The 12,919-nt window shown below is 55.4% G+C and carries 12 protein-coding genes; 5 read left to right on the top strand and 7 right to left on the bottom strand.

What is annotated here, in order from left to right:
- Positions 1 to 488: 488 nt before the first annotated feature.
- The 3 genes from cas2 to cas4 are packed head-to-tail and all read right to left on the bottom strand — an operon-like array spanning position 489 to position 2,478.
- Complete coding sequence (gene cas2 / locus BRA42_RS02405; protein WP_292408732.1) at positions 489 to 782, bottom strand: CRISPR-associated endonuclease Cas2; 294 nt, start codon at positions 780 to 782, stop codon at positions 489 to 491.
- Between the two features lie 2 nt (positions 783 to 784).
- Positions 785 to 1,819 carry a type I-C CRISPR-associated endonuclease Cas1c gene (cas1c, locus tag BRA42_RS02410; protein ID WP_292408734.1) on the bottom strand — a complete coding sequence of 345 codons (1,035 nt, stop codon included), beginning with the start codon at positions 1,817 to 1,819 and terminating at the stop codon, positions 785 to 787.
- The gene (gene cas4 / locus BRA42_RS02415; protein ID WP_292408736.1) at positions 1,816 to 2,478 is read right to left on the bottom strand and encodes a CRISPR-associated protein Cas4; all 663 of its coding nucleotides are present in this window, start codon (positions 2,476 to 2,478) and stop codon (positions 1,816 to 1,818) included. Before cas4 ends, cas1c begins: the two co-directional genes overlap by 4 nt.
- Positions 2,479 to 2,549: 71 nt before the next feature.
- On the opposite strand from cas4, the gene cas3 reads away from it, so the two are divergent.
- Genes cas3 through cas7c form a run of 4 tightly spaced genes read left to right on the top strand, consistent with a single transcriptional unit; the run spans position 2,550 to position 8,495 of the window.
- A complete protein-coding gene (gene cas3, locus BRA42_RS02425; protein ID WP_342770902.1) occupies positions 2,550 to 4,949 on the top strand; it encodes a CRISPR-associated helicase Cas3' in 2,400 nt (799 codons plus the stop codon).
- A gap of 26 nt (positions 4,950 to 4,975) precedes the next feature.
- The gene (gene cas5c / locus BRA42_RS02430; protein WP_292408742.1) at positions 4,976 to 5,680 is read left to right on the top strand and encodes a type I-C CRISPR-associated protein Cas5c; all 705 of its coding nucleotides are present in this window, start codon (positions 4,976 to 4,978) and stop codon (positions 5,678 to 5,680) included.
- Positions 5,677 to 7,647: a type I-C CRISPR-associated protein Cas8c/Csd1 gene (gene cas8c, locus BRA42_RS02435; RefSeq protein ID WP_292408745.1), complete on the top strand. Its 1,971-nt coding sequence runs from the start codon at positions 5,677 to 5,679 to the stop codon at positions 7,645 to 7,647. Before cas5c ends, cas8c begins: the two co-directional genes overlap by 4 nt.
- Positions 7,648 to 7,649: 2 nt before the next feature.
- Positions 7,650 to 8,495 carry a type I-C CRISPR-associated protein Cas7/Csd2 gene (cas7c, locus tag BRA42_RS02440; protein WP_292408748.1) on the top strand — a complete coding sequence of 282 codons (846 nt, stop codon included), beginning with the start codon at positions 7,650 to 7,652 and terminating at the stop codon, positions 8,493 to 8,495.
- Positions 8,496 to 8,555: 60 nt separating this feature from the next.
- Here the strand turns inward: cas7c and BRA42_RS02445 are convergent, their stop codons facing one another.
- Genes BRA42_RS02445 through BRA42_RS02460 form a run of 4 tightly spaced genes read right to left on the bottom strand, consistent with a single transcriptional unit; the run spans position 8,556 to position 12,030 of the window.
- A complete protein-coding gene (locus BRA42_RS02445) occupies positions 8,556 to 8,840 on the bottom strand; it encodes a hypothetical protein (protein ID WP_292408750.1) in 285 nt (94 codons plus the stop codon).
- Positions 8,841 to 8,845: 5 nt separating this feature from the next.
- A complete protein-coding gene (locus BRA42_RS02450; protein ID WP_342770903.1) occupies positions 8,846 to 9,571 on the bottom strand; it encodes an ABC transporter ATP-binding protein in 726 nt (241 codons plus the stop codon).
- A gap of 1 nt (position 9,572) precedes the next feature.
- Positions 9,573 to 10,784, bottom strand: coding sequence for an ABC transporter permease (locus tag BRA42_RS02455; RefSeq protein ID WP_342770904.1), 1,212 nt, complete (start codon positions 10,782 to 10,784; stop codon positions 9,573 to 9,575).
- On the bottom strand, positions 10,777 to 12,030 hold the full coding sequence (locus BRA42_RS02460; RefSeq protein ID WP_292408758.1) for a COG1361 S-layer family protein: 1,254 nt from the start codon (positions 12,028 to 12,030) through the stop codon (positions 10,777 to 10,779). Before BRA42_RS02460 ends, BRA42_RS02455 begins: the two co-directional genes overlap by 8 nt.
- 192 nt (positions 12,031 to 12,222) lie before the next feature.
- Between BRA42_RS02460 and BRA42_RS02465 the strand changes: the two genes are divergently transcribed.
- Positions 12,223 to 12,825 carry a TetR/AcrR family transcriptional regulator gene (locus BRA42_RS02465; protein ID WP_292408763.1) on the top strand — a complete coding sequence of 201 codons (603 nt, stop codon included), beginning with the start codon at positions 12,223 to 12,225 and terminating at the stop codon, positions 12,823 to 12,825.
- Positions 12,826 to 12,919: the final 94 nt, after the last annotated feature.

Consider the following 12,919-nt stretch of genomic DNA (forward strand, 5'->3'; position numbering starts at 1 on the left):
TGCCTACGTGAGGCACGACACCTAGAGGCCGACGTAGAACTCCGACAGTGGATTTCAATCCACGTGCCTACGTGAGGCACGACTGAACGGTGATGCCTGACCCTTCGGCGGCAATATTTCAATCCACGTGCCTACGTGAGGCACGACCCTGGAGAACGGGAGGCCCGCAGAATGTTCCTATTTCAATCCACGTGCCTACGTGAGGCACGACTCTATGCTATATATCGGAGAACAAATATCTTACTTTGCCTTTCGCTGCAGTAATTGTCCCCATATCCAAGACGGAAGAAAGATACCGCATAAAACACCCTTGAACAAAAGACACAGCGCTTCATGCGACTAATCACCCGTGTCACGCCGTAATACGTCTCAGAAGTACGAGAAAACTGCCCCATATGATCAAACAGTTAATATTTGCTGGATCGCGAACCTCCCTGGGAGAACATGGGCACTTCACCTTCGCACCCCTCTCTTGACATCTGATCATCCTACAAGATCAACACATCCTCAACATTCAGTCCGGGCTTTGCCCCCACATGCTCCACATGGTCCCGACCGTGCTTCCCCAGATTATAATACCGTACGCTGTCAATCTCAGGCTCGATGACATCTCCGATCCGAACCTTCATCTCCATCAGTTGAACAGAATCGACCACACACTCAAAGACCGAATTCTGCACGCGCGTCCCGTAATTCATGCAGATCCTCGCGACCGTGCGCAATCTGCGTCGCCCTTCCGGGCTCTCGGTATTCACGTCGTACGTCACCAGAACAAACACCACGCTCACCTCACCACAAATGGCGGATACCCATCGATATCTCCCCGCAGGTGCCGGGCAAGCAACATCGCCTGCGCATACGGCAGAAGGCCGATTGAGATCCGCTCATCCAGGTACCCGTGCGTAACCTCTTCCGTCTTCCGTCGCTGCCATGCCGCAAGAACAGCCTTCCGCCCTGCGTCCGTCATGATCGCCGCCCCGTTCTCCTTCACCAGGAAATCATCTGCTGCAATAACCCGATTATTGATCAAACTCAACACAAACCGGTCTCCGAGATACGGCCGGAATTCTTCCATCAGGTCCAGTGCAAGGCTCATTCGTCCCGGTCGAGCACGGTGCAGAAACCCCACCTGCGGATCCAGCCCCACCGACTCAAGAGCCGAAGCACAATCCACCGCGATCAGAGTATAGATAAACGACAATAAAGCATTCACCCGGTTCAGCGGAGGCCTCCTGCTCCTGAACTCGAACGCAAAAGCAGAGTCCTGCGACAGGATCAGATCGTCGAAACAGTCAAAGTAACACTTCGACAGAATCCCTTCGCGGCCCCGGAGTTCATTCAGTGTATCAGGTGGTGACTCCCTCAGCTGGCGAATACCCTCCGTTAGCCGCTGAAGACGCTCTGAAAATACAGGAGATACCTTTTCAGGATAATCACGGCCAAACCGCAGGAGAACATTCCGGCAGTTCAACATCTTTCCGAGCACACAGTTCAGCGCAATCCGGGCTGCGGCCACCTCATCATCCGAAAGAAGATACTGCCGCTTGCGGAGCAGCACGTTTCCGGACACACGACCAGAAACCCGTCCGAGGAATTTCCCGTACGGCGACACAAATGCAAGGCCCACGTTGCGGGATGTACATAACTCCATAACGCCCGGACTTGCCCCCATAAACCCAAAACAGATGACTTCCTCCAGATTGTGAATAGGGATCCGCCCCACCTCCTTCCGTTCAACAGAAACAACAATATTTTCTCCGTCTTTTGTGAGGTAGGAGTCAGGGTTGGTGACATACAGAACATTCAGGAGTTTTCTCATGTTTCATCCTTTCCAATGCAGACGGTAAGGTAGCGATCCACCGATCGCCTGCGGGATGAGACGGCCGGCATGCAGAGATCGACAAGAGAGCAGTTTTTGCAGTGCGGCAGCAGCTCTGCCGGAGGAGTGATGCCCGCATCGTAAAGCGCATACATCCCGGCGACTAACTCCGCCACCCGGTTTCGAAGTTCATCGTCAAGGATGACCTCCGTCCGCCGTCTGGTTTTGCCGTAATACAGATACCCGCGTTCAATTCTCGTTCGGTACATCTCCTCGAGGCAGATTGCCTGAGCACACAGTTGTACCTCGTCGCGGTCGTCCGGCTTCCGCCTCCCGGCCTTGTATTCCACCGGCACGACGGTCCAGCTCCCCTCCCGCCCGGCAATCGCAACCCCTGTATCTGAACGATGATACTCCACCACATCTGCAATCCCATACACCCTTAGCGTGTGGGAGACCAGAGGCACGCTCCGAGAGAGCAGCACATCGCCCCGGCTCTCCGTGAAGAAAGGATCATCCGCATTTCTGTGCATCTGCCTGCCGCCGAAGGTAAGCACGTTCTCCTTCCACACCTGCTCGATATGGATAAGCGCCCACTGGCGTCTACAGAATGCAAAATGCTGGATGCCGCTGAGCATGAGATAGTCGTCGGGATTCATAGGGGATCGCGATCCGATGAAACATTATTATAAGTCGGATTATAAGAACCTATCAACGAAGATGACCGTCCATGCATCTTGCTCACTACGATTCTAAAACCAATAGAGAACAAACACTGCTGGAACATGGTTCAACCGTCTCAACCCTCTGTAAAACCTATGGTGAGGCGATCGGATGCCCTCATCTTGCAGAACTCTGTGGTTTGATCCATGATGCAGGAAAAGCAAAACAGGAATTTCAGGCATATCTCCTCTCAGGCGATAGACATCTACGGGGAAAAATCAATCATTCTTCTGCAGGAGCCAGATACATCTTTGAAAAGTACGGAAAATGTGCGGATGTCTATCAGGTCTGTACGGCTCAGCTGATCTCTCTTGCTGTCTGCTCCCACCACAGCGGTCTCATCGACTGTATCGACACCAACGGACTGGATCGGTTCCACTCCCGTCTGTACCCTGACAAAGACATTGGGTACGACGAGAGCATAACCAATTTTGGAGTCGAGTGCACCACAGCAGAGGACTTGGATGTTCTCTTCCACAAAGCTGCTGGGGAGACAAGGCAGATTATCGAGCCGATCCTCCAGCGACAGGACATCAACCAAGAAAAACCACTCTATTTCGCTCTATTTGCCCGGTATTTCCTCAGTTGCGTCATCGACGCCGATCGATACGATACTTACTGTTTTGATGCCGGGTTGCCGACGCGGGATCCAGACTATGAACTCGAAACAACCTGGCAAGAACTTGCAGACAACCTCGAACAATACCTCAGCACGGAGATGCGAAAAGATCGGGAGATCGATCGTCTCCGCGCGGAGATCTCGGAGACCTGCAGGCAGGCTGCGGCGTATCCCGGAGGCATCTACCGGCTCTGTGTCCCGACCGGCGGAGGGAAAACGCTTGCAAGTCTCCGTTACGCTCTCCAACATGCAATCCTCCACAAAAAACACAGGATCATCTATGCAATCCCGTTCACCACCATCATCGACCAGAATGCGGACGTGATCCGCGAAAGTCTCAAAAAGGACCGAGTCATCCTCGAACACCATTCCAACCTGATCCAGGAGCCCGAAGACACCGGCCTTGCCGAGCCCGACGAAGGGGACCGGCACAGTCTGCTCACCGAACGGTGGGATGTGCCGATCATCCTGACGACGACGGTGCAGCTCCTGAACACGCTGTTCCTCGGGAAGACCCAATCGGTCCGGCGGATGCACAACCTTGCAAACAGCATCATCATCCTCGACGAAGTCCAGACAATCCCGATCAAGTGCCTCGACATGTTCAACGCCGCGCTGAATTTTCTTGCCGAGGTCTGCGGCGCAACAATCATTCTCTGTACCGCAACTCAGCCCGGTTCAAACGTCGGGGTGCCCGTCAGATGCTCCCCACCAGAGAATCTTGTTCCGGATTATGAAGAGATATTCGGGAAGTTCCGGCGAACAACCATCTGCGATGCCCGGATTCCCGGTGGCTACTCGGCATCGGCGCTTGCGGATTCTGTCCTTGAGAAGCGGCAGGCCAATACAAGTATCCTGGTTGTTATGAATACCAAAAAGGCGGCAAGGAACCTGTATGCCGCGCTCAAGCGCCGGTATCCTACCTGCTCCCTCCACTACTTGAGTACTGCACTCTGTCCGGCACACCGCAGGGTAAAACTTGGACAGTTAAATGAGGATCTCAAAGCTCGAAAACCCGTGATCTGCGTCAGCACTCAACTCATCGAAGCAGGTATCGACATCTCGTTTAACTGTGTGATCCGCTCCCTTGCAGGGCTCGACAGCATCGCCCAGGCGGCCGGCAGGTGCAACCGGCACGGCGAGGATGCGTGCCGTGACGTATTCATCGTCAACAGTTCCGAGGAAAACCTTTCTCGTTTGCCTGAAATTAGAAAGGGTCAGCTGCACACAGAACGGGTTCTGCGTGAATATGCAGAGAACCCTGCACAGTTCGACCATGATCTCCTCTCGCCGAAGGCGCTGGCAAGGTATTATCTCTATCACTACGAGGTACAAAAAAGGGAGATGCAATATCCCGTTTCTCGGAAAAACTCGGGATTTGTAACCGATGTCACGCTTTTCGATCTCCTTTCTCTGAATAGAACCGGAGTGACGGCATATGCGAACCGCTTCGGGCACCGTCCCGGTTATCCGTTCTGCCAGGCATTTGCCTCAAGCGGGAGTCAATTTGCGGTTATCGATCAAGATACGGTAAGCGTTCTCGTGCCGTTTGGAAGGGGCAAGGAGATCATCGAGGAACTGGCGAAAACGCCTCATCTCCCTGCAACAGTAGAACTGTTGAAGGAGGCGCAACAATATTCGGTAAACCTTTTTAAAAATGAAGTTCAATCACTCGATAACGGGATATATCCGATCGGGGATACCGGCGTTCTAGCACTTGCCGATATTTACTACTCTCGTGAATACGGGATCACCCCGCTAACAGATAATGAGCCCGTTTTATTCTAAAGAAAAGAGGAGGGCGGCAAAAGAACGTGGAGTATCCAAACAGCGTAGAATTCCGGGTTTTCGGAAAGTTCGCTCTGTTCACCGATCCGCTGACCCGGATCGGCGGCGAAAAGTTCAGTTACCAGATTCCCACGTACCAGGCGCTGAAAGGGATTCTGGAAAGCGTCTACTGGAAACCTACCATCATGTGGGTGATCGACTCCGTCAGGGTGATGAAGATGATTCAGACCCAGTCGAAGGGTATCCGCCCGATCAAGTATCAGGGTGGAAACGATCTCTCTATCTACACCTACCTCGCGAATGTGGAGTATCAGGTGAAGGCCCACTTTGAGTGGAACCAGCACCGATCCGAACTTGCGTGCGACCGGAATGAAAACAAGCATTACGCCATGGCAACGCGGATGATCGCCCGGGGCGGAAGACGCGACGTCTTTCTCGGAACGCGCGAGTGTCAGGGGTATGTCGAACCCTGTACATGGGGAGAGGGTGAAGGCGCCTATGACGACTGCTCCGAACTTGCGTTTGGACTGATGTTTCATGGGTTCACCTATCCGGATGAGAGTGGGGATGGAAAACTCTCCGCCCGCATGTGGTACCCGGTGATGCGGCACGGCATCGTTGAGTTCGTCCGCCCGGAGGAGTGCCCGGTCATCCGCGAGATCAAGTCTCAGCGCCCGAAAACGTTCATTCCGGGTGAAAATCTTGGTCTTGCCGGGGAGGGGATGCAATGACCTGGGTTTCCCGACTCTGCGAGACGTACGACAATTGCAGTGCTGGCGTGTTGAAGGCGGACACGGAGAAAAGTCTGCTCCCGATCGGACACACAACGCAGTATGCCCAGATCGAGATCGTCCTTGACGCAGACGGCAATTTCCGGTCGGCACGGGCGTTGGACAGAAACAACGACGAAAACGAGGCCGTTACGATCATCCCCTGCACCGAGGATTCAGCCAACAGAACACGCGGGCTTGAGCCGCATCCACTGTTTGACAAACTTCAATACGTGGCGGGGGACTATTCCACGTATGTTCCAGGCAAGGAGAGCGGATTCGATGCATATGTAAACAATCTACGGCGATGGTGCGACTCTCCGTACTCGCATCCGATGATTCGGGCAGTGTTGTCGTATGTTCTGAAGAGAACGATGATAGCCGACCTGGTTTCGGAGAAGGTGCTCTACCTTTCCGAGGCCGGCGAAATTTTGGAGAAGTGGACCGGCTCTGATGAAGAGAAGCCGCTACTGTTCCGGCAGCCAAGTCGTCCGGCCGATGCATTTGTCCGCTTTTGTGTTGAAATTCCCGGTATGCCCGACTCCCGCGTCTGGATGAATGAAGAGGTCCGGCAGAGGTTCATCGCATATTACACGCATATGTTTCCGAATACCGGTACCTGCTACGTTACCGGGAAGACGGGTGTTCCGGTCTCCCGCAAGAGCGCGGGAAAGATCCGGAACGCGGGTGACCGGGCGAAGATCATCTCTTCCAACGATGACACAGGGTTTACGTTCAGGGGGAGGTTCGCCTCGCATGATCAGGCCGTGACGTTGAGTTACGAAGCCTCCCAAAAGTCGATGAATGCTTTGAAATGGCTGGTTGCAAAGCAGGGATACCGCAATGGGGATCAGGCGATCGTTGCCTGGGGCACAAAGGATGAACCACTCCCGCCGGTCTGCGGGGACGGCGTCGATCTCTGGGGCGATCTGGTGCATGATCTGGATGCAATCCCCGACACCAAGGAGGAGTTTGCATCCCGCCTGAATAAGGCGATCGCAGGCTACTCGGCGGAACTGAATGACAGTTCCAATGTGACGGTCATGGGCCTCGATTCCACAAACGGACTTCAGGGACGCCTATCTCTCACCTTTTACCGCGAACTGACAGGATCGAAGTTTCTGAAACGGATTATGCGATGGCACACGACATGCATTTGGTATCCGCTTTTTCGGAGTTATCGGGACAATGATGGAAAAAACAGATGGATCCGGTTTCGTGGTGCTCCGTCGCCCGTCGACATTGCGGTTGCGGCATATGGTTCCAGTTTGAACGATAAACTCAAAAAAGCAACGGTGGAGCGGTTGCTTCCCTGTATCGTTGACGGGAAGCCCCTGCCACGGGATCTAGTGGAGGCGGCTTCGATGCGCGCCTCACGTCCGTTTGCGATGGAGAAGTGGGAGTTCAACCGAACTCTCGGAGTCGCCTGTGCGTTAATCCGGAAGTATTACAACGACAGTATGAACGATCGAACGAGTTTGGAAGAGTATAGGGAGGTATGGAGTGTGGAATTAGATTCACTGAATACTGACCGCAGTTATCTGTTCGGCCGGCTGCTGGCCTATGCAAGAAAGATTGAGGAGTATTCGCTATATCTAGGTGGGACTGAAGCACGACAGACAAATGCGGAACGCTTTATGCTGCAATTCAGAAAACGCCCTGATAAAACATGGGATCAGTTGTATCAGAAACTTCTCCCGTATTTAAGCAGGTTCAGGACTAAAGGACCGGAGTTTTTCGGAAACCGATGTGAAGCAGGCATGAATTCTGTGATGGATGCATTGCAGAGTTCCGGCGGGTTTACCGGCGAGCCGCTTGGTCCTACGTATCTTCTTGGGTATCAGAGTCAGCTGAATCAGTTTGAGGTGGAATACAAGATGATGAAAGCGAGGAAGGCAGAGAGTAAGAAGGACGATGGAGGGTTATAATTATGACGAATCTTGAAAACAAGATAGATTTCGCAGTTGTTGTGTCGGTGAAGAATGCCAATCCGAACGGTGATCCGCTGAATGGAAATCGGCCGCGCGAAAACTATGACGGGTGCGGTGAGATCTCAGATGTATGTCTGAAGCGGAAGATCCGGAACCGAATGCAGGATATGGAGCAGCCGGTTTTTGTGAAATCCGACGATCGCAGTGACGACGGATTCAAGAGTTTGAGGGAGCGGGCGGATGCCTGTAAACCGTTGGCTGATGCAATCAAGAAGAAAGATGTGGAGAAGGCTAAAGAGATTGCTTGCGGTGAGTGGCTCGATGTCCGGAGCTTCGGCCAGTTGTTCGCCTTTAAAGGCGATGACGCTTCCATAGGTATCCGGGGCCCGGTTTCGATCCATCCGGCGTTTAGCGTGGATGCCGTTGATGTGACGGCTCTGCAGATCACGAAGAGCGTTAACAGTGTGCCCGGTGCGAAGAAGGCGTCGGATACAATGGGTATGAAGTACCGCGTTGACTTCGGGGTGTACGTGTTTTACGGGAGCATCAACTGTCAACTTGCAGAAAAAACGGGATTTTCACCGGAGGATGCAGAAATTATCCGTAAGTCTCTAACCACTCTGTTCGAGAATGACTGTTCATCGGCCCGCCCTGAAGGTAGCATGGAAGTATGCAAAGTGTTCTGGTGGAAACACAATTCCAGGAGCGGGCAGTACTCTTCGGCGAAAGTTCACCGGACATTGCATGTGCGGCCGAAGACGGATACACCGAAGTCAAGCGAGGATTATGAGATCACAGTAGATCCTCTGGAAGGTCTTGAGCCTGAGATATATGAGGGAGCGTAACGAAAGTTCTGGCACGAACGGACCGATAACTGGGTACGCGGGGGAATCCTCCCTCTCCAATCACCGCCGGCCGAGATAGGCCACAAAAACCGCGAGCGCCGCAAGCACGACCGACCCCCCGGGCGCCGCCCTCTGCGTCGGGACGGCAGACGGCTCCGCGGTCCCCTCCTCCGCCTGCGCCTCGATCCAGTCGACCGCGTACGCGAGCTGGACGTCCTCTCCGGCCATCTTCAACGCATGATCGTCGGCATCGTGCGTCGGTTCGTGCAGGTGCGTATAGAGGAAAAGAACGGTGTCGAGATCTTTCTCGACGGCCTGCCGTACGAGCAGCGTGTCGCTCTCCATATACCTCAATCCACCTTTTCAATAATCATCCTTTGTTTTGCCCGGAGACCCTCCTCCCGCATACGTTCCGTATCGAGGAGGCCGTCCTTCATGAAGACGATCCGGTCAAAGTAGTCCATGTGCCAGGGCTCATGGGAGACCATCACGATCGTCTGCCCGAGATCGCGGTTTATTCTCCGGAAGAGGTCCAGGACGGTCCGCGAATTCTCGGTGTCGAGGTTTGCACAGGGTTCGTCCGCAAAGACGATGGCGGGCGTGTTCACGAGCGCCCTGGCGATCGAGACCCGCTGCTGCTCGCCGCCCGAGAGCTCGCCGATCAGGTGGTGGAGCCTCCTACCCAGCCCCACCCGTTCGAGGACTTCCCGCGCCGCGGCATAGCACTCGTCGACGGGTCTCCCCCGCACAATTGCGGAGATTGCGACGTTCTCCAGTACATCGAGATCGGTCACCAGCGCATAGTCCTGGAACACGTATCCAAGGTGCATGAGCCGGAAGAGCGTCCGCCCCTCGTCGTCCAGTCTCGATACGTCGGTGCCCGAGATGACGATGCTCCCCGAGGTCGGAGTGTCGAGGAGGCCGAGCTGGTGGAGGAGCGTGGACTTCCCGCTCCCGCTCGGCCCCATGATCCCGACGAACTCCCCGTCGTCTATGGCGAGAGAGACCCCTTTGAGCGCGGCAACCTCGACGCTGCCCATCCGATAGATCTTTCTTAGGTCACGCGCCTCGATCATTCTATCCCCTCATGGCGGAAAGGATCTCTTCCTTCGCAACGTACCGAGCAGGGATATAGCCGGAGACCAGCGAGACGAGGTACAGGCACGCGATGCTCACCGCCACCCTGGAAAGATCCAGGGTCGGACTGACGAACCCCATCGGGAACCGGATCGGGTGTGCGCCGAGACCCAGAGCGATGCAAAAGAGCATCAGCACCCCGACCGCTGCCCCGCAGGTGCAGAGAAACATCACCTGAAAAAGGTAGTTTCCGACGATGATCCGGCGCTGGATGCCGATAGCCTTCAAGATCCCTATCTGCTTCCTGCGGTTGACGATGTTGATGAAGGTGACGATGAAGACGACCACGCTCGCCACGATCAGGCTGACCACGGTCATGATGGAGTTGAGGAGGTTGAAGCTCTCGATTGCGTCGCCGAGGACGCCTTTCCCCTTCTCGCTCCAGGTCTTGATCCGCTCCTGGACCCCAAACTGCATACAGGTGATCTTCAACTGCCCTGCGTTCCCGATATCGCTGCCCTTGACCAGGATCTCCGTCGCTTTGCCGTCGGTCTGCATGACGGCATCCATCTCCTCTCGGGTGACGAACGCGGCCGAGTCGATGAGGAGGCCATAGGTCTCAAAGATCCCCTTCACCCGGTAGGTCTTCACGACCCCGTTGCCGTAGGCCACCTCCAGAAGATCGCCCACCCTGACGCCGCCAAGCGAAGGAAGTTTATCCTCCGCTTCGTCGTCGCTGCCGGCGAGGAGACTCCCGATCAGGATCTGGTCGGTGTCCCCCTCGGAGAGGAACTCCCCTTCCAGGATCATCTGGTGGTACCGGGTCACCGTCTTCTCATCGTCGGGGTCGAATGCGGCGAGAGACTTCGACTGAAACTTCCCGTTCCCGGTGTTGGTGATGGTCGCGCCGGCGCTGACGCGGGACGAGACGCCGGTAACGCCCGGGATCCTTTTCAACCGGTCGACGAGGTCGTCCGAATCGTCGATGTAGAGTTCCTTCTCCCTCGGCTCGATCGTGAGATGGCCGTACTGAAAGTCGATCATCTGCCGGTCGTACACCTCCACGACCCCACCGATGATCATGGTGAGAAAGTTTATCAGAACCACGACGAGGGCGATGACCAGGATCGTGAGGGCGAGCGTTCCGCGGTTCCCACGACGGATCGCCCGGACGGCAAGGTAGAGCGAGACCCCGTACCCGCCGCTACGCATGATCCGCCCTCTTATGGACCCGTAGGTACCAGTAGGTCAGCGCCGCGGCGAGTGTCAGGAGGCCGAGAGCGGCGAGGACGGTCCCTGAACCGGAGGGCTGGTTCACCACGAGGGTCACCTCTTCGCTCTCGGTATGCGGACCGTAACGGTCCTCGTACGACAGATTGACGGTGACGGGGATATCGCCGATCCCCTCCGCCGTCAGGGTGAATACCGCGGGTGCATCGCTCCCGGGCTTTATTTTACCCACGAAAGCCTCTTTCGAGCCGGAAAGGGAAGCGTCGATACGGGCCTTGAGGGCGGTCGCATCGTCGGTGCCGGTGTTCTCGATCCTCACGATCAGGCTGAAAGGCTCGCCGGGCGTAATCGGGGCCGGGTCCGTCGAAATGGCCGAGATGCTCAATTCGGCCTCGCCCTGCAGGTTTATGCTCGCCTGCTCAGTCTGCTCGAAACGGGAGCCGTCGGCCCGGACGTAGCCGATCGGGATCGAGACGACCGCAAGACCGAGCGGAGCGTTCCGGTCCGATGCGAAGGAGAGGTTGAGAACCTGCGATTCTCCGGGGTCGAGCCTGGCGAGGTGGTGCGTGCTCGGGCTCTTGAGAGCGATCGAGGAGGTGTTCGGGCGAAACGAGAGGTCGATGTTGTTTGCCCGGATCTCTCCAGCGTTGGTGATCGTCAGGTTCACGAAGAAGTCGTCGCCGGGGTTCACGTTGTTGGGGGCCGACTTCTCGACGACGATGGCGGGATTCTTCGGAAGCGGGATGGCGCTGTTGACGTTCACCGGAATAGGGTACCTCACGTTTGTGCCGCCCGAAGCGCTGATCCAGGCTTCCGGGAAGTAAATGCCGTCGCTGGACGGAGCCCGGATCAGGAAGGTGAGGGAGAGACTCTGGCCTGGCCCGATCGATCCGATATCCTGGAAGGACCCACGTACGACCTCTACCCCTTTTCCGACGAGGGTCGCACTCTCAACTTTCGCGCTGATGTCGGTGCTCGTCGTGGTAGTATAACTCTTTGTACCCGTATCGAACGTATCCGATGCAGATTGCGTCGCCGATTCCGCGGTGTTCTTCAGCGTGATCGTGATGGTTCCCATCTCGCCCGGGAGGATGACCGACGGATTCACCTCATAGTCGGTGATGATGACCGTGGGTTCCGCGGCCGTGGCGGGGGAGACGAGACCAAGGGCCAGCAGTGCGGTTATCAGAAGCAGTACGGCATATGCGTGCCGATCCCCTGCTGTCAAGATCAGGCCTCGCCGGCTCTTTCCAGTCGATTTGAACACTCTCTTTTTAAAAGACCAGTTACCGGGTGCTTGCTTCATATGTCCTCAAATTTCTGTATGCGCGGTCACATTATTAAACTTATGTTTAGTGTTATGACTTTAAGTTTATGAACCAGTATTATAAAGTCAGTCATCATACAGTTACCCGTTTGTATGCCTCGAATAAATCCGGAATATCGCAGAGATGCAAAGAAGAAGATCATCGACGCCGCGATTGAGGCGGCCTCCGAGAAAGGGGTGACGGCGGTAACGCTTGAGGACATCGCGCAGAGGGTGGGCGTCACCAAAGGGGCGCTGTATGCGTATTTTGAGAGCAGAGAGGTCCTGTTCCGGGAGATGACGCTCGAGGTCTTCACGCGGATCAGATCGGAGATTGAGAAGGCGTTTTGCGAATTGGGTGAAGGTCCCGAGACCTTCTCCCGCATTGCGGATCTGCTGTTCGGCGATCTGAAATCATATACAAACATCGTTGTTCAGATCTCCCTGATCACGCCGCAGGACCCCGAACTGCAGAAGGTAGTCATTACCATCCAGGACAGAATTATCGCATTCATCGGAGACAAAATTTCCCGGATGCAAAAAGAGGGAATAGTCCCGCCCGGGGTCCCTCCCGAAGAATTGGCTCAGGCAATACTGGCCCTCGGAATCGGTCTCCGCATCACGGAACTTCACCTGAAGAAAGATCCCGGGAGGCTGAAGCAGGTGTGGCTCGATTCGGTATTCCGGCTGCTCTCCCTGAAAGCCGGTACGGTCTGATGCCGGATGGGATTTGCCCTCATTGTATACGGCGGCCTGCGTCCGTTCCGCCCCGGGACGGGGGGATGAAGGTCCCCACGGCATCCCGATCGAT

The sequence above is a fragment of the Methanoculleus sp. UBA374 genome (genome assembly GCA_002508705.1).
Taxonomy (GTDB): domain Archaea; phylum Halobacteriota; class Methanomicrobia; order Methanomicrobiales; family Methanoculleaceae; genus Methanoculleus; species Methanoculleus palmolei.